This is a genomic window from Acetobacter malorum, assembly GCF_001580615.1.
Classification (GTDB): domain Bacteria; phylum Pseudomonadota; class Alphaproteobacteria; order Acetobacterales; family Acetobacteraceae; genus Acetobacter; species Acetobacter malorum.
Map to the genome: position 1 here is coordinate 245,464 of NZ_LHZC01000056.1, position 23,093 is coordinate 268,556.

17 protein-coding genes and 3 pseudogenes are annotated in these 23,093 nt (G+C 55.9%); 12 read left to right on the forward strand and 8 right to left on the reverse strand.

Annotated features, from left to right (window positions below):
• The first annotated feature begins 143 nt into the window (after nucleotides 1–143).
• From paoA to AD930_RS15280, 8 genes are all read left to right on the forward strand, one after another.
• A complete protein-coding gene (paoA, locus tag AD930_RS15250) occupies nucleotides 144–773 on the forward strand; it encodes an aldehyde dehydrogenase iron-sulfur subunit PaoA (protein ID WP_061506914.1) in 630 nt (209 codons plus the stop codon).
• A complete protein-coding gene (locus AD930_RS15255; protein WP_061506915.1) occupies nucleotides 770–1,723 on the forward strand; it encodes an FAD binding domain-containing protein in 954 nt (317 codons plus the stop codon). The genes paoA and AD930_RS15255 overlap by 4 nt, the downstream gene beginning before the upstream one ends.
• Nucleotides 1,720–3,924, forward strand: coding sequence for an aldehyde oxidoreductase molybdenum-binding subunit PaoC (gene paoC / locus AD930_RS15260; RefSeq protein ID WP_061506916.1), 2,205 nt, complete (start codon nucleotides 1,720–1,722; stop codon nucleotides 3,922–3,924). The genes AD930_RS15255 and paoC overlap by 4 nt, the downstream gene beginning before the upstream one ends.
• A 165-nt stretch (nucleotides 3,925–4,089) precedes the next feature.
• Complete coding sequence (locus AD930_RS15265) at nucleotides 4,090–4,851, forward strand: glucose 1-dehydrogenase (protein ID WP_061506917.1); 762 nt, start codon at nucleotides 4,090–4,092, stop codon at nucleotides 4,849–4,851.
• A gap of 29 nt (nucleotides 4,852–4,880) precedes the next feature.
• Nucleotides 4,881–5,207: a carboxymuconolactone decarboxylase family protein gene (locus tag AD930_RS15270; RefSeq protein WP_061506918.1), complete on the forward strand. Its 327-nt coding sequence runs from the start codon at nucleotides 4,881–4,883 to the stop codon at nucleotides 5,205–5,207.
• Between the two features lie 49 nt (nucleotides 5,208–5,256).
• On the forward strand, nucleotides 5,257–5,382 hold the full coding sequence (locus AD930_RS18455; RefSeq protein WP_264820965.1) for a hypothetical protein: 126 nt from the start codon (nucleotides 5,257–5,259) through the stop codon (nucleotides 5,380–5,382).
• Nucleotides 5,383–5,394: 12 nt separating this feature from the next.
• A complete protein-coding gene (locus AD930_RS15275; RefSeq protein WP_244150632.1) occupies nucleotides 5,395–6,255 on the forward strand; it encodes an aldo/keto reductase in 861 nt (286 codons plus the stop codon).
• Between the two features lie 31 nt (nucleotides 6,256–6,286).
• Complete coding sequence (locus AD930_RS15280; protein ID WP_456303510.1) at nucleotides 6,287–7,351, forward strand: NAD(P)-dependent alcohol dehydrogenase; 1,065 nt, start codon at nucleotides 6,287–6,289, stop codon at nucleotides 7,349–7,351.
• Nucleotides 7,352–7,403: 52 nt separating this feature from the next.
• Here AD930_RS15280 and AD930_RS15285 read toward each other — a convergent pair whose 3' ends face one another.
• Nucleotides 7,404–8,297, reverse strand: a complete 894-nt coding sequence (locus AD930_RS15285) for a LysR family transcriptional regulator (protein WP_061506920.1) — start codon at nucleotides 8,295–8,297, stop codon at nucleotides 7,404–7,406.
• Between the two features lie 219 nt (nucleotides 8,298–8,516).
• Complete coding sequence (locus AD930_RS15290) at nucleotides 8,517–9,512, reverse strand: LLM class flavin-dependent oxidoreductase (RefSeq protein WP_061506921.1); 996 nt, start codon at nucleotides 9,510–9,512, stop codon at nucleotides 8,517–8,519.
• Nucleotides 9,513–10,040: 528 nt separating this feature from the next.
• Between AD930_RS15290 and AD930_RS15300 the strand changes: the two genes are divergently transcribed.
• Entirely contained in the window at nucleotides 10,041–11,720 is a 1,680-nt protein-coding gene (locus tag AD930_RS15300; RefSeq protein WP_244150627.1) for a carbohydrate porin, read from the forward strand.
• Nucleotides 11,721–12,050: 330 nt separating this feature from the next.
• Here the strand turns inward: AD930_RS15300 and AD930_RS18390 are convergent.
• Nucleotides 12,051–12,193, reverse strand: a pseudogene (locus AD930_RS18390) (IS30 family transposase); the annotation flags it as partial.
• A gap of 350 nt (nucleotides 12,194–12,543) precedes the next feature.
• Between AD930_RS18390 and sthA the strand changes: the two are divergent.
• The 3 genes and pseudogenes from sthA to AD930_RS18400 all read left to right on the forward strand — a co-directional run.
• Entirely contained in the window at nucleotides 12,544–13,980 is a 1,437-nt protein-coding gene (gene sthA, locus AD930_RS15305; protein WP_061506923.1) for a Si-specific NAD(P)(+) transhydrogenase, read from the forward strand.
• Between the two features lie 40 nt (nucleotides 13,981–14,020).
• A pseudogene (locus tag AD930_RS18395) lies at nucleotides 14,021–14,268 on the forward strand (IS3 family transposase); the annotation flags it as partial.
• A 385-nt stretch (nucleotides 14,269–14,653) separates the two neighbouring features.
• Nucleotides 14,654–14,761: pseudogene (locus AD930_RS18400) on the forward strand (IS5/IS1182 family transposase); the annotation flags it as partial.
• A gap of 303 nt (nucleotides 14,762–15,064) precedes the next feature.
• On the opposite strand, the gene AD930_RS15310 reads toward AD930_RS18400, so the two are convergent.
• The 5 genes from AD930_RS15310 to AD930_RS15330 all read right to left on the reverse strand — a co-directional run bounded on the left by AD930_RS15310 (nucleotide 15,065) and on the right by AD930_RS15330 (nucleotide 23,092).
• Nucleotides 15,065–17,524, reverse strand: coding sequence for a TonB-dependent receptor (locus AD930_RS15310; protein ID WP_061506924.1), 2,460 nt, complete (start codon nucleotides 17,522–17,524; stop codon nucleotides 15,065–15,067).
• A gap of 174 nt (nucleotides 17,525–17,698) precedes the next feature.
• Nucleotides 17,699–19,117 (reverse strand): NCS1 family nucleobase:cation symporter-1, encoded by a 1,419-nt coding sequence (locus tag AD930_RS15315; RefSeq protein ID WP_061506925.1) that lies wholly within the window; start codon nucleotides 19,115–19,117, stop codon nucleotides 17,699–17,701.
• A gap of 46 nt (nucleotides 19,118–19,163) precedes the next feature.
• Nucleotides 19,164–20,426 carry a Zn-dependent hydrolase gene (locus AD930_RS15320; protein WP_061506926.1) on the reverse strand — a complete coding sequence of 421 codons (1,263 nt, stop codon included), beginning with the start codon at nucleotides 20,424–20,426 and terminating at the stop codon, nucleotides 19,164–19,166.
• Between the two features lie 38 nt (nucleotides 20,427–20,464).
• Nucleotides 20,465–21,745, reverse strand: a complete 1,281-nt coding sequence (gene preA / locus AD930_RS15325) for an NAD-dependent dihydropyrimidine dehydrogenase subunit PreA (protein ID WP_061506927.1) — start codon at nucleotides 21,743–21,745, stop codon at nucleotides 20,465–20,467.
• Between the two features lie 3 nt (nucleotides 21,746–21,748).
• On the reverse strand, nucleotides 21,749–23,092 hold the full coding sequence (locus tag AD930_RS15330; RefSeq protein ID WP_061506928.1) for an NAD(P)-dependent oxidoreductase: 1,344 nt from the start codon (nucleotides 23,090–23,092) through the stop codon (nucleotides 21,749–21,751).
• Nucleotide 23,093: the final 1 nt, after the last annotated feature.

Sequence of the window (23,093 nt, forward strand, 5' to 3'; positions counted from 1 at the left end):
AACGTCATACGAAATCAACGATTAATCGACATAGAACTCCACCTTGCTGACGGCGTTACTACCAGAGCCTCAGGGTCCCCTACGCGCGTCGTCCCCGCCCGTGCCATGAGCTGAAGTCGCACTCATTAGCAAGGACGTTCACCATGCCTCCCAGTATGACACTGATTTTCTCCCGTCGTGCGGTGCTGGCTGGCAGCGCGGCGATTGGCGTCTTTCCTGATCCCTCACCGGCAAATGCCCGCACGGAGGAAAGCCCCACACAGAGCCTGGACGTCACATTCGAAGTCAATGGACGCACTCACACCCTCCATCTGGATCCAAGAACCACGCTACTGGATGCCCTACGCGAGCACCTGCTTCTGGCCGGTACCAAAAAGGGGTGCGACCATGGGCAATGCGGGGCCTGCACGGTCATTGTGGACGGTCGACGCATCAATTCCTGCCTTAGCCTTGCGGTCATGCATGAAGGAGACCGAATTACGACGATCGAGGGTTTGGGAGATCCGGACCATCTGCATCCGATGCAGGCCGCGTTCATTCAGCATGATGGGTATCAGTGCGGATACTGCACACCCGGCCAGATATGCTCCGCCGTTGCGGTTCTTGATGAAATCAGAAGTGGCATTCCCAGCCATGTAACGAAGGATCTGCTCGCACCAATGGAGCATAGCGGTCTGGAAATGCGGGAGCGGATGAGTGGCAATATCTGCCGCTGTGGTGCGTATTCTAACATCGCTGAAGCCATGGCTGAAGTCGCGGGAGCGCAACCATGAAAGCGTTTACTTATGAGCGTGCCCGGACACCCCATGAAGCAGTCACCGCCCTTGCCCGGACACCGGGAGCGCGGATCATTGCCGGAGGAACGAACCTCCTTGATCTGATGAAACTTCAGATCGAAACGCCGGACCATCTGATTGATATCGGCCGGATTGGTCTGGATACCATTGATGACACCCCAGACGGCGGGCTCCGCATCGGTGCGCTTGTCCGCAATACGGATCTTGCCGCAGATATGCGCGTTCGCCGCCATTACGGGGTCTTAAGTCGTGCCCTTCTCGCAGGTGCCTCAGGGCAGCTCCGGAACAAGGCAACAACATCAGGCAATCTGCTACAACGCACGCGGTGCCCGTATTTTTATGACCCGAACCAGCCCTGTAACAAACGCCAGCCCGGAGCGGGATGTGCGGCCATCGGGGGCGTCAGCCGGCAGCTAGGCATCATCGGGACGAGCGAAGCCTGTATTGCGACGCACCCCAGTGACATGGCTGTGGCCATGCGTCTTCTTGATGCCACTGTTGAAACTATAAATGTCCGCGGGCAATCCCGTCATATTTCCATTGCCGATTTTCATCGACTTCCGGGAAAAACGCCGCATATCGAAACATCTCTGCACAGTGACGAACTGATTACGTCCCTCACCCTCCCGCCCCCAGTGGGCGGCCATCATTTCTATCGTAAGGTTCGAGACCGGGCTTCCTATGCCTTTGCCCTCGTCTCGGTGGCAGCCATCCTTCAAAAAGATGGTACAGGCCGGGTTGCGGTCGGCGGCATCGCGCCGAAACCATGGCGTATCGAGGCTGCGGAGTCAGAAATGCCGAAGGGGTCCGAGGCTGTTGCCGCAAGGCTTCTGGCTGATGCCTCCCCCACGCCGGCAAATGCGTTCAAGGTGCCGCTGGTGGAGCGCACTCTGGCGGCCGTTATTCAGGAGGCCAAGGCATCATGAAGTTCGATAGGGCCGCAGGCCAAAACCCCATTGATCAATTACATGTCGTTGGCCACCCTCTGGACCGCATCGACGGACGTTTCAAAACAACAGGCACCGCACCGTATGCCTATGAACGGCATGACGTCGTCCCTCATCAGGCTTACGGCTATATTATCGGAAGCGCTGTCGCCAAAGGCAGGGTCACCCGCATGGATGTGGCCCGTGCGAAGGCCGCTCCCGGCGTTCTGGCAATCGTCACAACGCTTGATATGCCAGCCCTGAAAAACGGTCCCAGAAATACGGCAAAGCTCTTCGGTGGCCCCGAAATATCCCATTACCATCAGGCCACTGCGATTGTGGTGGCGGAAACTTTCGAACAGGCACGGGCGGCGGCGGTTCAGATCGAAACGGATTACGGCCATGATGAGAGTCAGTTCGATCTGAAACAGGCCCAGCATGGCGCCCGGTCTGTTCCGGCAGCCGACGGATCTCGCGCGGATCGTGTTGGAGACTTTGAAAAGGCATTTTCTGCCTCTGCAACGCGCCTTGATGAGACGTACACTACACCGGATCAGACGCATGCCATGATGGAGCCCCATGCAACACTTGCCGCATGGGAAGGCGAAAAACTGACGCTCTGGACGTCAAACCAGATGATCGCCTGGAACCGGCGTGATATCGCAACTACGCTTGGCCTGTCCGAGGACAACGTCCGGGTTGATTCCCCCTATATTGGCGGTGGTTTTGGCGGGAAGCTGTTCTTGCGATCTGACGCCGTGCTGGCAGCTCTCGGCGCAAAAGCAGCAGGTCGGCCTGTCAAAGTTGCCCTCACCCGCCCTTTCATCATGAACAATACAACGCACCGGTCTGCTACAATCCAACGCATTCGGATCGGTACGGACCGTGACGGCAGGATCATGGCCATTGCCCATGAGAGCACGTCGGGCAATCTCCCTCATGGGCGTCCGGAAGCCGCTATAGATCAGACAAAGCTACTGTATGCGGGTCCTAATCGACTGACCGCGATGCGGCTGGCTGTTCTTGATCTGCCGGAAGGCAATGCGATGCGCGCGCCTGGCGAAGCATCAGGCCTGATGGCGCTGGAAATCGCCATGGACGAGATGGCTGAACGCCTGCGTATGGACCCCGTGCGCTTCCGAATTCTGAATGACACGCAGGTCGACCCCGAAAAGCCGGGACGCCCGTTTTCACAGCGTCATCTCGTTGAGTGTCTGGAGCATGGAGCCGAAAAATTTGGCTGGAGCCATCGAAAAGCCCGCCCCGCATCCGTGCGGGAGGGAGAATGGCTGATCGGCATGGGCGTCGCGGCAGGTTTCCGGAACAATCTCCTGACGAAATCGGCAGCACGCGTGCGTCTTGATTCACAGGGGATCGTGACGGTCGAAACCGACATGACCGATATTGGCACCGGCACCTATACCATCCTTGCCCAGACGGCCGCCGAAATGATGGGAGTTTCCATCGATCAGGTCCGGGTCATTCTGGGTGATTCAGATTTTCCGGTGTCCGCAGGGTCCGGAGGCCAGTGGGGAGCCAACAATTCGGCTGCAGGTGTGTATGCCGCATGCGTCAAATTGCGAGAAAGCGTTGCGGAGAAGATGGGACTACCGCCAGCCGAAGCGCAGTTCTCCGGCGGAAATATCCATGCCGGCAACAGTATTTTCCCCCTTGGGCAGGCTGCGCATGAAGGTGAACTGGTTGCCGAAGATGCCATTGAATATGCGGACGTGGACAAACGATATCAGCAGTCCACCTTTGCGAGCCACTTCGTCGAGGTCGGCGTCAATGGATTTACCGGGGAAGTTCGTATCCGCCGGATGCTGGCCGTCTGCTCCGCAGGCCGCATCCTGAACCCCAAAACCGCCCGAAATCAGGTTATCGGTGCCATGACCATGGGAGCCGGTGCAGCCCTCATGGAGGAACTGGCGGTCGATACCGGGCGCGGTTTCTTCGTCAATCACGATCTGGCGGGTTACGAGGTCCCTGTTCATGCCGACATTCCTCATCAGGAGGCGATTTTTCTTGATGAAGTCGATCCCCTCTCTTCGCCCATGAAAGCAAAAGGTGTGGGGGAACTAGGGCTATGTGGCGTAGCCGCAGCGATTGCAAATGCCGTTTACAACGCAACAGCTGTGCGCATCCGTGATTATCCTGTCACGCTCGACAAACATCTGGCTCATCTGCCCCGGATGTCCTGATTGCGGTCAGGCATTCGGCCATTGATCTCGGGGGGAAGCGGTTCCAGTTGGTGATATATTTATGAACAGCCGATATAACTTCATGCTCTTTATACACCCTAATCAATAGCTATTTCATCACTTACCGTCCTCTGCTGATAGAGTGAGAAGCAGAAGGCCGTTCTGATGAGCAGAAAATTTGAAGGCAAGGTTGCGTTGGTAACGGGTGCCGGTGCCGGAATGGGCCTCGCCGCCGCTCAGGCATTTGCCCGAGCCGGCGCCAGCGTTGTTCTCGCGGATATCAATGAGGAAAGCGTTGTTACGGCAGCCAAAGCTTTAAGCTGGGAAGGAGCCAGAGCTCTTGCCGTCAGGTGTAATGTAGCCGCGGAAGCAGATGTTGAAACCATGATGGCGCGGACTGTCGAGACTTTTGGACGTCTGGACTGTGCCTTCAACAATGCCGGAGTTATCAGCCAGCACCACGACACAGCAGATCTGCCAGACGCAGAATGGGACCGCGTCATGTCGGTCAACCTGCGTGGCACCTGGTACTGCATGAAGCATGAACTGAAACAGATGCTCTCTCAGGGGAGCGGCGCAATCGTCAACGCGTCCTCCATTGGTGGCCTGAACGGCGTGGCAGGACTGCCTGCTTATATCGCCTCCAAGCACGGCATTATCGGTCTGACGAAATCTGCCGCTCTCGAATGCGCGACTAAGGGGATACGCATCAACGCGGTATGCCCCGGTGTGATTGAGACCCCCATGCTGGACTGGCTCACGGGAGGGGATGCGACCGTCAAGGCCGAACTCGTCAAAGCTCAGCCCATTGGCCGTCTTGGTAAGCCCGAAGAAATTGCTGCGGCTGTACTTTGGCTCTGCAGTTCTGACGCCAGTCTGGTGCTTGGGCACGCTCTTTCGGTCGATGGCGGATATTCGGCCCAGTAACCTACGCTGTTTTGAACAGGAAATTTTCCATGTCTGATACTCCTTCCGCCGCACGCAAGGCATTTGGCGATATTGCTCCGGCCCTGGCCGAATATTCCGACAAGGTTCTTTTCGGGGATGTGTGGGAGCGCCCCAAACTCTCACCGCGCGATCGAAGCCTGGTAACGGTTTCCAGCCTGATCTCGCTCTACAGAACCAACGAACTCGGCTTCCATATCCGCAAAGCTCTTGAAAACGGCGTAACCCGTGAAGAAATCATCGAGGTCATCACGCATCTGGCCTTTTATTCAGGCTGGCCAACAGCCTCGACAGCTTTAACGATCGCACGCGGCGTGTTCGATGAAGCCAAATCCTGAGCACTCTTAAAAAACTTTCTTCAACACGATGCAGAGCAAGGATATCCCCATGGACTACCGTTATCTCGGACAGAGCGCGCTCAAAGTTTCTCCTCTTTGCCTCGGGGCCATGATGTTCGGTGGTGAGACCGATACCCAGACGGCAAAGCGGATTATCGACAAAGCTGCCTCATAGGGCATCAATTTTCTGGATACTGCCGATGTTTATAATGGTGGAAAATCTGAAGAGGTAGTTGGCACCAGCGTACAGGGCAACCGGGATGCCTGGGTCATTGCCACCAAATTTGGCTATGGGAGTGGTGCCAATCAGCAGGGGCAATCCCGTAAATGGATCATGCACACGCTTGAAGGAAGCCTCAAACGCCTTGGCACGGATTACGTTGATATCCTGTATTTCCATCGCGCCCTCCCCGGCGTGACACCGGAGGAAGGACTGCGGGCCATTGGTGACCTGATCTGTCAGGGCAAGATCCGTTATTACGGTGTCTCCAACTTTCATGGCTGGCGGATTGCCGAAGTTGTCAGGCTGGCAGACCATCTCGGCATTCAGCGCCCTACCGTGAGCCAGCCCCTCTACAATCTGGTGGACCGCTCTGCCGAAGTCGAGCAATTGCCTGCTGCCGGTCAGTATAGGCTTGGGGTTGTGCCCTACAGCCCACTGGCCCGCGGCGTCCTGACGGGCAAATATGCGTCCCTCGACAATTTGCCAGAAGACTCACGGGCAGGACGCGGAGATGCCCGTATTCAGCAGACCGAACTGCGCGCTGAATCTCTGATTATCGCGCAGAAAGTGGCAGAACGGGCCAAAGAAAAAGGTATTTCCTCAATCGCCTTTGCCCTCGCCTGGGTCTTGAAAAACCGCCTCATCAGCGCAACCATTGCTGGCCCTCGTACAGAAGCGCACTGGGATAGTTACATGGATGCTCTGAATGCTACACTGACAGCGGAAGATGAAGCGTTCATTAATAATCTGGTTCATCCGGGGCATGCGTCCACTCCCGGTTATACTGACCCGGCCTACCCGGTTGAAGGACGCGTTGTCGCCTGAACCCGAAAAATCCTGAAGAGAACGGAGAAAACTGATGAAAACCTATGGTTTTGCAGCAACCTCATGTGATGCCCCTCTCGCACCGTTCAGTTTTGAACGCCGTGAGTTGCGAGACAACGACATTGCCATGGACATCCTGTATTGCGGTGTTTGTCATTCAGACCTGCATCAGGCGCGGAATGACTGGGGATGCTCGCAGTACCCCATGGTCCCCGGCCACGAAATTGTCGGCCGTGTGACCGCAACAGGAAAGGCCGTCACACGCTATAAAGTGGGTGACGCTGTGGCCGTCGGCTGCATGGTCGACAGTTGCCAGACCTGCGATCAGTGCCGCAAGGGCGAGGAACAGCTTTGCCGTGAGGGTAATACGCCAACCTACAACGACAAGGATCGTATTACGGGCGAGCGCACCTATGGCGGCTATTCCAAACATCTCGTCGTGCGGGAAGAGTTCGCCCTGAAGGTTCCGGAAACACTGGACCTGTCCCGGGCAGCTCCCCTTCTCTGCGCTGGCATCACCACCTACTCGCCTTTACGCACCTGGAACATAGGACCGGGCAGCCGCGTCGGTGTTATCGGGCTTGGCGGCCTCGGGCACATGGCTGTCAAACTCGCCTCTGGCATGGGCGCAGAGGTCACGGTTCTCAGCCGCTCAAACGCCAAGGCGAAAGACGCCCTGGCTCTTGGTGCGGACCGGCTTCTGGTCTCGACCGACGACACTGCCATGGCGAAGGCGGCTTCCAGCTTCGATCTGATCATCGATACCGTTCCGGTCAAGCATGACCTCAACTCTTATATGCCTCTGCTGGACGTTGATGGTACACTGGTGCTCGTCGGTCAGATTGGGCCGCTGAATGAACCCAGCACCGTTCCCCTGATCATAGGTCGTCGCCGTATTGCGGGGTCTCCCATTGGAGGCATTGCCCAGACGCAGGAAATGCTTGATTTCTGTGGCCGTAAAAACATCCTGCCTGATTGTGAGATGATCCGCATGGACCAGATCAACGCGGCTTTTGATCGACTGGAACGCTCGGACGTTCACTACCGGTTCGTGATCGACATGGCGACACTCACACCGGACACAGCGGCCGCGTAAGACAGATGCCCCATGCCCCCCTTAGGGCGAGGGGGCGTCTCTCAAAAGTCCATCACTGACGATAACGCAACGCATCGACCAGCAATCGGAAAGCGGCGGAGGACTGTCGGCGACTGGGATAATAGAGATGGTAGCCGGAAAATGGGGGGCACCAGTCTTCCAGCACCCGGACCAGTCGCCCGTCCGCAATATGACCCGTCACCTGATCTTCCAGAACACAGGCCAGACCAAAGCCCGCCATAGCTGCCTGCAGGATCATCGGGATGTTGTTGAAGACCAACTGGCCCTCAACCCGGACATGAAGTTCCCGTTTTCCCTTTTCCAGCTCCCACGCGTAAATGCGGCCAGATGTCTCCATCCGCATGTTGATGCACTGGTGGTGCGCCAGATCCTGCGGTGTTTTGGGCTTCTTCTTTCCCGCCAGATAGGATGGTGCCCCGACAACCGCCATCCGCAGGTCGGGGCCGATCCTTACCGCGACCATGTCTTTTGCAATCGACTCTCCCAGCCGCACACCGGCGTCAAAACGCTCAGCGACGATATCTGTGAGGCCTGCCTGAACAGCCAGTTCGACATGCACATCAGGATACTCAGGAAGCAGCTTTTCCAGCACCGGCCACAGTAACCGGTTGGCAGCATGCTCAGATGTGGTGATACGGATTGTGCCAGCAGGCCGGTCTCGTAACTGCCCAAGCTGTTCAATTTCACCTGCGATACTATCGAGGGCTGGCGCAAGAGTGCGCAAAAGGCGTTCTCCGGCCTCCGTTGGAGAAACACGCCGCGTGGTCCGGGTCAGAAGCCTGACGCCAAGGCGTGTTTCCAAGCGGCGGATGGTATAACTCAGGGTCGATTGAGATGTCCCCATCCGCGCCGCAGCCCTGGTAAAGCTCTGCTCTTCCGCCACGATGAGAAACGCGTTGAGGTCGACCAGCTCTTCCCGCCGCATTCATGAACTCCCAATATATTTGCAGTCGATCAATATCCAATTACTCGACACAACGATACATGCTCATATTTCGAACTATGGATTTTGAGATGTTTCATTCTGATCTGGCCAAGGCTTTGAGCTATTCGGACAGGAGTAAAGGCGGCCATCGGCAAGAGGTGGCGGCATGATGTCGGCACAGACCAGTCAGAACTGCCACCCGAGTATACAGAAGTGAAATCAGGAAATTTCTACTGACTGACGATCCATCAGACGCTGTGCAATCCCGGTAAGTGTTGCCCGCCTTGCCTGCTGAGAGAAGAGTGGCGTGCCAATCATGAGCTCATCAGGGCGGTGCTGGTCTATAAAGGATGAAATGCGCGTTGCTACGGTATCAGCAGTTCCTACAAACGTATAGCGCAGGGTCCGCTCGATAAGAGCCTGTTCCGGTTCGTTCCAGGAGACAGACCGAGGTGCTGGAAACTGCGTTGGACGCCCCCGGCGCAACGCAACAAAATGCTGTTCCAGTGACGTTGCTGCATGCTGCGCCTCAGCGAGCGTTTCTCCGATAATCGCATTGACGGCCAGCATGGCATAAGGCTTTTGAAGACGTTCTGAAGGTTCAAAACGGTCTCGATAAAGTGTTAAGGCATCTTCCATCAAATCCGGTGCAAAATGACTGGCAAATGCAAACGGTACACCCATGATCGCTGCCAGATGCGCTGAAAACAGGGAAGACCCCAGTAGCCAGACAGGCACATCCAGCCCGGCTCCCGGCACCGCAAAGACCTTCTGCCCGGGCTGTATGTCCTCAAAATAGTGCAGGAGTTCCGCGACATCCTGCGGGAAGCGATCGGCAGAGCCGGCATCGCGCCTCAGCGCCCGCATGGTCGCCTGATCAGAGCCCGGTGCACGCCCCAATCCAAGATCAATCCGTCCGGGGTAAAGGGATTCCAGTGTCCCGAACGCTTCAGCGACGGCAAGTGGTGCGTGATTGGGTAGCATGATACCACCTGCCCCCACCCGAATGGTTTTCGTCGCTCCCGCGACATACCCGATAGCAACTGCCGTTGCAGCCGAAGCGATACCCGGCATCGCATGATGCTCAGCCAGCCAGAAGCGACGAAACCCCAACATTTCAGCATGCACAGCAAGATCCGCGCTGCGATGCAGTGCATCTGCAGCAGAACTGCCCTCATTGATGAACGCCAGATCGAGAATTGAAAGCGGAATCATGGGAGCCGTCCTTTTATTCAGTTCCCCTTCACATGGGACCGCAGGCAGCTTACGCCAAGGTGCCAACCGAATGTCCTAAGTCTTACCCCGATCTTCATTTCTGGTTCGTTATCATTAGCGAAAAATAAGAAAGCAGGCCTACTCTGGTATGCGCTGCTCTTACGGGCGGTGTCGCAGGTCCACGTGTTCTCGGACAATTGATTGAGGATCTGCCTGATCTGACATCTTTTCTCCTTCTTGCCGCCCCCGCACTTGTTATAACATTCTTGGGAAGCCTTATCCTGAGGAAACATTTTCTTGCTCTCAGGCCATAATCCGCGACCAGAGACAGGAAACAATAAAGGAGAAATATATGTAGGACCTGACACATATTCTTAATAAAAGTGCGAAATTACCCCGGCTCTTTTTACGATGGGGCCTCAGACTGTTCCAAATACAAAAATAAAAACAAATACGTCGAATGCTTTGATCACCGCAGGATTATTTTCTGCACAGATGTGATCAAAATCATTCCCGAGGAACAATATTATGCGCATTGTCTCAGAACTGGATATCAAGACCAACAAAGCCAGACATGCCTATGGCACCATGCGCTCTGTTTATGCGGTCTACCTGCTTGCGGTTATCTGCCTGATTGGCTGGCAACAAGGCCTCTCCCCTCCCGCTATGGCACAGGATGCGCCGGCCTCTACGGAAAAGTCGGCTTCCCGTTCCTCGATTTCAAAGCAAGATGGCAACCCTCCAGCCGAATCTCAGACAACCAAAAAAACAGAAACCCCCTCATGGCTTCAGCGCGTTATCGGAAACAGAGCGCCAACGCCAAAGGTGCCTTTTGTCTCCAACCCCACGCCCTTTGCGGAAACCCAGCCGACAGTCCCGCTCTATCAGGAAATTCCTAGCTTCTTGCAGGCCTCTTACGGGGCGCCCTCATTTGGGCCTCCCTACGGAACCACGCACCTGCTCGGAGACTGGGGAGGAATTCAGCCATGGCTGCAAAAGCGCGGGCTTTATTTTGCACTGAATGTGTACGAAGACATTGCAGGGAATGTCTCAGGAGGTAAACGGCAAGCCTACAGCGCTGCCGGGCAAGTAGGCTCCACACTGGATGTGGATTGGCAGAAACTGCTGCACGCAAGCTCCTGGTCCAACGATTTCTGGCTGCACATGCTCGTCGTCAACGGACATGGCACCAACCTTAGCCGCTTGTATGGAGATAACAGCAACCAGGTCCAGCAGATTTACGGCGCTCGCGGCAATGTGGTCGCGCATTTAGTCTGGTCTTATTTTGAAAAAGCCTGGCTGCAACGCAAAATTGATCTGGCTGTGGGCTGGATTCCACCTGGCGCATTTTTCCAGAACTCGCCATGGGTTTGCAACTTCATGAATGTGTGGCTCTGCGGCGGAGAATCTCCGACTAAATTCATGACAGGCGGTCGTGGCTGGCCATCAGGCAATATCGGCACGATCCTGCGTGTGATGCCCACCCGGCAGTTCTATCTGATGGGCGGCCTCTTTGCCGTTTCCCCGCACGCTTATAATGGTGGGATCTCCGGCTGGTCATGGGGGCAGGATAATCTAGGAAAGTTGGCTACACACTTCGAGGCAGGGTGGATTCCGCAATTCGGCCCCCATCATCTGATCGGGCATTATAAGGTCGGAATTATGTACGATAATTCCCGATACAATGATCTTTATGAAGATATTCATGGCGCGCCATGGGTTCTTACCGGTCTGCCCGCCCGCAAACAAAGCGGACAAACCTCTGTTTGGGTACTGGCTGACCAGATGCTTGTGCGACACGGCCCCGGTGAAATGAACGGTCTCATTTGGGGGGGATATTTTGGATGGGGTTCCGGTAAGACATCCCAGATCAGCCATAGTTTTACAACGGTCCTGATGGACACTGGCGCGTTATGGAAGCGGCCTCTGGACAGTGTTGGTATCGCATTTCTGTGGTCTAAATTTAGTCGCTCCGCCATCTTATCTCAGGAAGCCGCCGCAGCGGGGAAGCTCCCTCTTCCCGGCGGCAATTACGGGCTTCCCTACGGTATTCAGGGGCATGAAGCCATTTACGAAGCCTATTACGGCTTCCATGTCATGGAAGGCTTCACCATCAAGCCTGATTTCCAGTACGTTAATCATGTCGGCGGAACAACGGTCTTCAAAGACGCAGTTGTTCTTAGTACTGCCGTAAATATCGCGTTCTGAACTTGACCACACTATGCCCGGAAGAAAGATCTGGGCATTTAGGTTCAGGATCTCTTAATTCACTGAACTGAGTGTTGTGCTGTATTTCACAGGCATTCGGGGAGAATGAGGCTGTGAGTAATATGTTTTTGCTGTCTGAAGGGAAAGAGGCCCATCATTCCGATCAGGGCTGGTCAGTTCGGATTCAATCGGTCGTCGCGACACCATTGATGACATGTTGCTTAAGGAGTTGATCGATTTCTTTTGCTGGAGTTCTCCAACCCCAGTCTTGCGGTCCCGCATGTTCAGCGCATAATCAACCGTATTCAATATGCCCGCGCCATGCTGATTAAGGTCCCCTTCCCAATGGCCCGGCACGCCCCTCTCCGCAACGCCTGCCGGGCGATCACTGATCATAATGCGTCTTCGACACAAGAGAGGCCTCGCTTACGTGCACGCTCCCGAGGAAGACGCAACGCCCGGCCCGAGCGCAGGCCGCTTAACAGATAACTCATGATCCGGGACTAAACCGTGACACGTCCCATGGATTATGAACAACGTGTCGATGTAGCAGAGGCCATAATCCACATTACCGTGGGTAGCCTTCTGCTACGCCGATATGATCATTCGTGAATTTTCAAAAGGACTCTTATAAATAAGCGAACTCGGATCGCAGTTTGTCACCAGCATCACCGCCATCAGCAAAAATATGTCGACCTTTCGAAAAGGGCTGAAGGAATTTCCCGTCAATCCCCATCATAGCTGGAGCAATCCGGCATACACTCTGTGCGTTAGCCTATAGACGCAACATGGGCTGGAACAGCCCGGTCTGGGGGAAACGGACATGGTCGATACATATGATTATGATATGGTCGTGATCGGCAGCGGCCCTTCAGGCCGGCGGGCTGCGGTTCAGGCTGCCAAACTGGGACGATCCGTACTCATTATCGAGAAAAATGCCAGAGTTGGCGGGGTCTGTGTGCATACCGGCACCATTCCGTCCAAAACCCTGCGGGAGACAGTCCTCAACCTGACAGGCTGGCGGGAGCAGGCTTTCTATGGCCGGGCTTATCGTGCCTGCAAGGACATAACCATAGCCGACCTGAATAGTCGCCTGCGTAAGACTCTGGATTATGAAGTCGATATGCTGGACCACCATTTCGCCCGCAATGGCATAACGGTTGCGCATGGCACAGCACGGTTCGTGGATCCGCACCATATTACAATCATCATGGACAATAGGGTTGCCCGGACTGTCTCGGGTGACAGGATCATTATTGCAGTCGGCACCCGCCCCCACCGTCCGGCCAACGTGCCCTTTGACGGCAAGGTCGTGCTGGATAGCGATGAAATGACCAGCCTTGCTCGCCTGCCACGTTCCCTGACGGTAATTGGCGGGGGAGTGATCGGTATTGAATACGCGACAATATTCAGTGCGCTGGATGTGCAGGTAAGCGTTGTCGAAGCCCATGACAGTATTCTTGATTTTGTGGACCGGGGCATCATTGCCGACTTCATGCACCAGTTATGTGATCGCGGCATGCGCTTCAGGTTAGGCACCCGGCTGGATTCAATCACGATTACGGATGGTAAACCCGTAGCAATTCTGGCCGATGGCGGGCATATCCGTTCTGATATTCTGCTTTATACTGGCGGACGTTCCGGAGCTACAGACCAGCTAGGGCTTGATGCATGCGGCCTGCAGGCCGACAGTCGCGGCCGGTTGCAGGTAGACCCAAAGACATTTCAGACAGGTGTCACGCATATCTATGCCACGGGCGATGTCATCGGTTTTCCCTCCCTTGCTTCTACATCGCTGGAACAGGGGCGTATCGCAGCATGTCACGCCTTTGGCCAGCCCGTGCCGCCGGCTCCTGAATTCTTCCCTTATGGAATATATTCCGTGCCTGAAATTTCGACAGTCGGCATGACTGAAGAACAGGCAAAGGAAAAATCTATACCGTACGAATGTGGAATTGCACGCTTTCGCGAGACATCACGCGGGCATATCGCGGGTATGCATTCGGGAATGCTGAAATTGGTGATTTCTCTTGAAAACCACAAACTGTTAGGGGTCCATATAGTCGGTGAAAGTGCCACGGAACTAATCCATATCGGTCAGGCTGTGCTTAATTTTGAAGGAAAATTCGATTACTTTATCGATGCAACTTTTAATTACCCGACATTGGCGGAAGCCTACAAGATTGCGGCCCTTGATGCATGGAACCGTATTCCACGTCTCAGCGGTAACATGAGCCCTCCATCACCTGTGGCGACATGAAGAATCAGCTTTCCTTGCCTCCACTGTGCATGAAGGCGGCTGGACTGCCTTCCTACTGGCTCACCATTTGCAACACCCAATGAGCCGTCGCGGCAATTGCCACGACGATGCTGTGGCAGAGAGTTTCTTCTTATTGCTCCAGCGGAACGCAGCCAACACCGAACCTACAAAAACACGCCAAGAAAGCCGTTGAACTAGATATTTGACCACATCGAAATGTTCTATAATCCGGTGCACAAGCATGTCAGGAACGGAATGCTGTCACTCATACAATTCGAAGAACAGTAGATTTTGAATACTCAAAGCATCTAGAAAAGTAGGGACTATTCACAACTCTGGGGCAGAGTTTTAAGATAATCATGTCAGCTTGCAGGAAGCCATGCCCCCAATTTGAACCCGCAAAACTATATTCTTGATTTTATTGAAGTTCATCAACCAACAAAAAAACCGCGTTCCATCCGAACCGCGGCGTTCTTAGAATATTTTAGTGCAGGATTGTTTGGTTGCGGGGGGAGACACAACCAGAGAAAGCTGCAATGGACCCGTGGATTTATTGAGCAGTTTCACGAATAAATCGGCTCTGCTAGCCCGAGGGGATGATTACGCTACCCGCTACCGGAAAATAAACTGGTGTTCCCGTCACGCGGCGCTAAAGCGACACAGATCTCTGACGATTGACATTCCCTATCGCGGCGCGAGTAGGCTTGTACATTTTCTAATCGACAGCACAGAGATCAAAGTCACGGGAGAAGGCCAATGGCACAGCCGCAAGCATGGCGGGACATGGTATCAGTGATACTCCTGTCCTGCGAACGCTTCTGGCCCAGATCTCTGAAGATTAGGACATCACGAGATGTCATCGCCGAAGCCATGTCGAGAGAAAAATTTATTGCATCAGTTTTTGGTCAGCGCCTGAACGCACCCGTTTCCGATCGATAAGATCACCGAAATTCATGTCCAGGGCGCCATACCCAATCGCCTCACAGCACGCGCCCCTTTTACACACCTCGTCGGGTAAACAATGGACAATCAAAGGACCCTCCCAACACAATCAATGAATTGTGCCGGAAGGGTTCCTTGGATTTTAAAAGCCGGTCGAGAGTGTCACCATCGCACTGAACGGCACCTGGAGATAATAACTCGGGGCAGAGCCGGCTATCGTACCGCCGAAAACACCTTTCGTCGCATGTGCATTCGTGGTGAAACCGTAGACGCCACTACGGAACTTAGCACCCGTCAGGTTCTGCATGTTCAGCTGGATCTGCGGCGATTTCATGAAACCTACGTTGTGGAAACGGTATCCCATGCCGATATTGTTCGTGATGTACTGGGGAATGGCGTTGTCGTTCATGAAAGTGGCGTACTGCTTGCCCACATACTTGATCTGCCCGGAAAACCAGAAGCTGCCATCGTCATAATCAATGCCGATCCCTGCCATCTCATGCGGAGACCGAATGGCCGTCTTACCCTTGGTCCGCAGAAAGTCACTGGTCCCGTTGGTCGTGGTCGCCGCGATATTGTTGTCGATGGTCGAGTGCAGATATTCAAACGTGACGTAGGGACGCAAATGATGCCAGATCGGACGCGTGCCGAGCTGGACATCAACACCCCGGGTCGTCTGGCCACCGGCATTGACGGTCTGGCTGTAAGATGCCCCGTTCGCCGTCCCGCCCAGGTAATAATTGAGGGACTGCTGGCGGTTCGACAGATTGTAGTTGAAGAAGGACACTGATCCGATAATGACATCGCCGTTGTAACGGTATCCCAGTTCTTCCTCGATCGTATACTCGGGATTGCTGGCCCCACCGCGCTGCGTCTGGGTCTTCCCGGTGCCATAATAATCCACAAGAGACGTATTGGACGGCATCTTGAAATTGGTGCTGCCAGAAACAAAAATCTGGTTCTTGCGATCAAAGTTCCAGGACAGTCCAACCTGCGGCAGCGGCTCTGCACTGTGCAGGTTCCGGTTATAGGTCGTGCCGGGCGTGTAGTTGTAGGTCCGGCGCGTCACCATCGCTTCTTTGAAACCCAGCGTGATCTTCAGCCGATCATTGAAATATTTCATCTCATCGCCAATGAACAGCATGTTCACCTGCGTCAGGGTCAGGAAGTTGCGGACGTTATAATCCTGTCCCGACGTCGTCTGGAGAATACTGCTCGTCCCCCAGATATTGGCCGGCTCTCCAGTCTCCTGATTCACCCGCCCATAGGGAGAGAACTGAAGCTCGTTGGAATATTCGTACCACCAGCCGATCGAAAGGTCATGGTGACGGTCCGGCTTGTAATGCAGGGAAAGCGTATTACCGGTCCGAAACTGTTCCTGATTGGACGGGGTCAGAGCAAGGGCGCGGCTGGCACCATTCAGATCCAGCGCAACAGACTGATTACCAAGACCGGTCGAGGCATTCACCAGCCCGGCGCCCGTTCCGTTCCCAATACCATGCCAGAAATAGAGAGAGTCATCGATCGTGATCTTTGGAGAAACCACGATATGGGTGGGAAGCACCGCAACCACGTTGCGGAAAGGATTGACATGCAGCCGGTAATAATTAGCCCCTGAACTCACGCCGGTATAGTCCGCCGCATAGTTGTTGCTGTAGCCGGACTTCAGATAGTTCGGCAGGCTCGGATTGAGATAGGAATCATTAATCTGGTCATTATAGGACACTGTCAGACCCGTATGACTTCCATTTTTGAAGTCTTTGACGGCCTTGAAATCATAATGGAACTTCTCGGCCTGCCCCGGCCCACGCCACTGATTGCCCTTCGTGTGGCTGAACGCGAACATGGCACGGATGCCGCTATTGCCGATATAGCCGGAATTCAGGCGCAGGAATTCGCGGAACGTATCAAAGGACCCGAAGGACGCATCCAGCAGTCCGCCCGCCTTCGTCGTCGGATTTGTCATGGTCATGCTGGTCAGGCCAGCGGACGCATTCACCACGGGACTGTGGATATCGACAGACCCCGGCTGAAGGGAGATATTCTCCAGATCTTCGGATTCCAGAACCTCGTTCGCATAAAACTGGCCGCCGCCAATATCATTCAGTGGTGCACCATCAAGCGTCCAGCCTACTTCGCTCTGGTCAAACCCCCGCACATTGACCTGCCCGGAATACAGCCCTGCCGCATCCTGCTGCGAAACGTTCACGCTCGGCAACATCGCGATAAGCTGCTGGACGTTCGCGGAAGGCATCTGCTTGGCAATAAAATCGCGCGTGACACTCTGAACGGCCTTCGCCGCCGTTTCAACCCGCATCAGGCCACCGCCGGGAGAACGCGTCCGTGCACTGCGTCCGGACCCGGAAACGCTGACTTCCTCGACCCGACCGGCCGCCGTCGTGTCGTGCGGAGGATTTTTCACAGCGGGTGCAGCCGAAACTGCCGTCTTGCCGGGAGCCGCCGATGCTGGCCTGCTGCCGGAGGACGCAGAAGAAGACGCATGAGACGTATGGCTTGAAGGTGCCGCGTGAGCAGCCACACTGGCCAGTGCTGTACCCGCAAGAAGCGTTACAGAACAGGTACGGATAAAAGGAAGCGACATGGACACGCGTTTTCCTTCAAAGGACGCATTCTGCAATGTTCTGCTGCAGATGCACGGGGCTGAAAACGTTATGAAACTGACTGAACAGTCAAATTATTATCAAGCCTGAACCAGAGATACAATGATTCGATTCCGGAACGGGTCATTTCTTCACAGAACTGTCACGAAACGCGATCATCTGAGCTGCACACTCTGCTTCTGTCGATCGCAGGTCAGCCCCAGATACAGTCCGAACCCGATGAAAACCCCTGCAAACCAGGACACATTTCCCAAAGCATGCAGGGCTGGGACCAGTTGCCCCGCAGAAGCGACAGCGCCCCCCACAGCCAGAGTGATGATCGCCGGCACATGCCAGCCTCTTTGGCCATCATAGACATCGCCATGCCGATAAAGCGCGCCAACATCGAGAGCCTGCCGCCGGACAACATAATAGTCAGCCAGCATGATGCCTGTCACAGGCCCCAGGGTACCGCCGATGATATCAAGCATCCGATAAATATTATCGGCATGATCGAACCAGAGCCAGGGAACAAAGAAAATCCCCAGAGCAAGAACAAGCCGGCTTGCGCGATTGAAATCAAGATAACGGGGAAAGAGGTTGATAAGGTCGTAAGACGCTGGAAGAATATTAGCGACCACGTTAACGGACAGTGTCGCCAGAATGAGTGTGGCCCCTCCGATCACCGTAACAAGCGGCTGATTGAGCGCGAGCAGAAGCTCCGTCGGATTCCAGATCGGCCGCCCGAACAGCAGAACAGTTGCCGATGTAGTGATGATGGCCATCGGTGTGAAAACAAGGGCCGTCAGAGGCAGACCAATGGCCTGCCCGATGACCTGATCACGCTGAGACCGGACAAACCGCGAGAGATCCGGGATATTCACGGCAAACGTCGCCCACATCCCGATCATGCCTGTCACGCCCAGCGCAAACGTTGCCAGAAAGGCAAACCCGTGCAACCGGGACGGGACGGAAAACAGCGGCCCCAGACCATGCCCCACCCGTAGTCCCCAGACTGTCGCGACAAGCCCCACGATAATGACCAAAGGCCCGGCAACCAGCTCGAAGTTCTTGATACGATGAACACCATGGCTCGAAATCCAGGCATGGAGCGCCCAGATGATCGCCATCGCGGCCCATCGCTTTTCCGGCATTCCTAAAACAGGTGTACTGAAAGACGCCCATACCGTACTTAGTGTGGAGAGGATGGCATCCATCGCCTGTGTGGCGGCATAAGCCTGAACGGAAAACCAGAAAACCGCGCAAAATCCCCGCAGGACAACGGGAATCTGTGCTCCTTTCGGTCCAAAAGCGGACCGGATCAGAACACAGAACGGAATTCCGTATTGCGTTCCGGGCCGTGCATTGAACCACATCGTCACGAACAGGATCGCATAGGCAACCGCCACGACCTCCAGACATTCCCATGCCGAGAGACCAAGCGCCATAAGACCGGCCGCCGCTTCGTAGGCCACAATATTATGGACCATCCCCATCCAGACCGTAGCCATGTTCAGCCACGACCAGGTCCGGTTCTCCGGCGCAACCGGGGCCAGTTCCTCGTTATAAAGATCCGCTGCAAAACCCGGCTTCATCAACGCCCCTCCCCCACCAGTCTGAAAAAATCCGGCTACCCGCCTGTCAGAGACGCATATCCGTTTCCAGCACAGCCCGGAGAAGCACATTGGCACCGGCCGTCACATCGTCAGGTTCAGCACTTTCCTCCTCGTTATGGCTGAGCCCTCCGGCACAGGGCACAAAAATCATCGCGGTCGGGGCAACCTGCGCCATATAGGTCGCATCATGCCCCGCACCCGAAACAATCCGCCGGGCCGGATAGCCCAGCGTATCAGCCGCACGCGTGACGGATGCAACGCACTCCGGATCGAACTGCACCGCAGGCGTATCCCACACCCGTGCGATATCAAGCGTCAAACCGGCCTTTTCGGCTAGCTCCGACGCCTGTGCATAAAACGCATCTTCCATTTTCTGGACAATGCTGTCGTCGGGGTCGCGGAAATCGACGGTAAAGAACACCTCCCCCGGGACGACGTTGCGACTGTTCGGCCTGTTCTCAATCAGCCCGACCGTCCCCACCGCATCCGGACCATGCTCCAGCGCGATTGTCTGCACGGCATCAATCATGCGCGCCGCCGTCACCAGCGCATCCGCCCTCAACCGCATGGGCGTGCTCCCGGCATGGGAATCCCGGCCCGTGAGCGTCACCTCATACCAGCGCATGCCCTGCACACCCGTCACAATTCCAATCGTCTTATGCTCGACTTCAAGGATCGGCCCCTGCTCGATATGCAGCTCAAAATAGGCCGCTACAGGATGCGCGCCACAGACCTCCGCCCCGCGATACCCAATGCCCTCAAGCGCATCCCCCAGACGCACGCCCTCCCGATCCTTCGTATCGAGCGCTTCCTGCTCTGTAAAAACCCCTGCAAACACACCTGAAGAGAGCATGGCGGGCGAAAAACGCGACCCTTCCTCGTTCGTCCAGTTGATCAGCTCAATCGGATGACGTGTCTCCCGCCCCGTTTCCTGCAACGCCCGCAGAACCGCCAGACCACCCAGCACACCGACGATCCCGTCGAATTTCCCACCTGTCGGCTGTGTATCGAGATGACTCCCCATCGTAATGGGCGGCAGCGTATCCTCCGTCCCGGGACGCCGCGCAAACTGGTTGCCCATGGAATCATGGGACACTGTACATCCCAGCGCCTCACAGGTCCGGACAAACCAGTCCCGGACCTGACGATCCTCCTCCGTCAGGGCAAGACGTTTGATCCCGCCCTTCGGCGTCCCACCGAATTTTGCCGTCTCCAGAATATCATCCCAGAGCTTCACGCCATTCACGGTAACATTGCCAACCGCGCCAGATGCATACTGCATGCTCATTGTTGTTCTCCGTTTTCGGGTTTTTCGTGTCCGGGCGATCAGCCCGCTTTTGCAGGGATCTTGCTCATCGGGTTGTTGGGATGCTCATTCCATGTCTCAACACCCTCGACAGGCTGCGGCACCATCGTGATGCAGTCATCCACCGGGCAGACATGCGCGCAGAGGTTACAGCCCACACATTCCTCATCAATGACGTCATAATGGCGCTCGCCATTCAGCAGCGTCTTTGAAATGGCCTGATGGGACGTATCCTCACACGCAATGTAGCAAAGGCCACATTTGATGCAGGCATCCTGATTGATCGACGCAAGCGTCTTAAATTTGAGATTAAGCTGGTTCCAGTTGACGAAATTCGGAATCGCACGCCCCGTCACATCCGCGATCGTCTCGAAGCCCTTCTCGTCCATCCAGTTGGACAGGCCATCGATCATGTCCTCCACAATCCGGAAGCCATAATGCATCGCAGCCGTACAGACCTGAAGCGACGTCGCCCCCATGACCAGGAATTCGGCCGCATCCCGCCAGTTCGAAATTCCTCCGATCCCCGAAATTGGCAGAACGGATGTATCAGGCGTCCGGGCGATCTCTCCCAGCATCCGGAGGGCAATCGGCTTCACCGCAGGCCCGCAATAGCCCCCATGTGTGCCCCGCCCGTCCACGACCGGCATGGGCGCCATCGCATCCAGATCGACCCCCACCACGGACTGGATGGTATTGATCAGCGAAACCGCATCAGCCCCACCGCGCAGGGCCGCCCGGGCCGGATTGAGGATATTCGTGATATTCGGGGTTAGTTTCACGATCACCGGCATCCGTGTGTACTGCTTGCACCACCGCGTCACCATTTCCACGTATTCCGGAACCTGCCCGACTGCGGACCCCATGTTCCGCTCGGACATGCCATGCGGACAGCCGAAGTTCAGTTCGATGCCATCCGCTCCCGTCTCCTCGACAAGCGGAAGGATACGCTTCCAGCTTTCCTCCACACACGGCACCATGATGCTGACGATGATGGCCCTGTCCGGATAGTCCTTCTTGACGGACTTGATCTCCGCCAGGTTGACCGCCAGCGGACGATCCGTGATGAGCTCGATATTGTTGAGCCCGGCCATGCGCTGTCCGTTATAGCGAGTGGCTCCGTAACGGCTGCTGACATTCACGACCGGCGGATCTTCGCCCAGCGTCTTCCACACCACGCCGCCCCAGCCGGCTTCCAGCGCCCGCCGGACATTGTATTCCTTGTCAGTCGGCGGCGCCGACGCCAGCCAGAACGGGTTGGGAGAACGAATACCAGCGATATTGATACTTAAATCGGCCATGTTTCAGTTCCCCGCCTTCATCAGATCCGCCGTGATGGCTTCAGCAGCATTGCGACCATCACGGACAGCCGCCACAGTCAGATCCTCGCCCGCCGTGCAATCTCCGCCGGCATACACGCCCGTCATGGTTGTCCGCCCCTCGGCATCCACTCTGATGCGGCCCCCCTCGATAACGATTTCGTCCTCCGCCAGAGGGTCCGGCAGGAACAGCTGTCCCACCGCCTTGAGAACCATGTCCGCCTCAAGCGTGTATTCCCCCTGATCGTAAACAGGGCGCCCGTCTTTCGTGAGACCACGGGCGAAGGTGACGGACGCAACCCCGTCCTCCGACCCGTCGATCCGCACGGGAGCCGACCAGTACCGGATCGTAACGTCGTTCGTCTGCGCCCATTCCTGCTCGACCGTCGTCGCAGACATGTTTTCCGCAGCCCGGCGATAGACCAGCGTGACCTCTTCCGCCCCCAGGCGCTTCGCCTGAACGGCAGCATCAATAGCCGTGTTCCCACCCCCAATCACAACCACACGCCGCCCGACGGGAACATCCGATTTTGTCGGAGAGACCCGCAGATCCTCGATGAACTCCACGGCATTGCGCACGCCCGGAAAATACTCCCCGGTAATCCCCAGCGCCCTGACGCCGGCATGGCCTATCCCGAGGAACACGGCGTCATACTGCGCCCTGAGAGACGCCAGCGTGATATCCCGGCCAAGCACCATCTCGTTCTCGACCGTGATCCCCCCGATGGACAGGACGAATGCCACTTCCTTCTGCGCGAACTCATCCGCCAGCTTGTAAGCGGCAACACCATACTCGTTCAGACCACCCCCCTTGGGCCGCGCGTCGAAGACGACAACGTCATGCCCCTGCATGGCCAGCCGGTGCGCACAGGCCAGCCCCGCCGGTCCTGCCCCCACGACAGCAATCCGCTTCCCCGTCAGGGGCGCCCGGCTGAACGGCTGTTCACCCGTCCCCATCTGCCAGTCCGTGGCATGGCGCTGAAGTGTCCCGATCTGGATAGGCCGGTCCTCCTGCGAATTACGGACACATTTGCCTTCACAAAGGATTTCCGTCGGACAGACCCGCGCACAGGATCCGCCGAAAATGTTCGATTCCAGAATCGTCCGTGCCGATCCCGTAATATTCCCTGTCGAGATCTTCTTGATGAAGCCCGGAATATCAATTCCGGTCGGACACGCCTCAACACAGGGGGCGTCGTAACAGAAGAAACACCGATCAGATTCGATGGTGGCCTGCCCTTCCGTCAGAGGCGGATGAGCATCTGAAAAGTTCCGGGCAAGTATGTCCGGGGGCAGGCGATCTGCGGCGATATTCGGAGTCTGATTCATG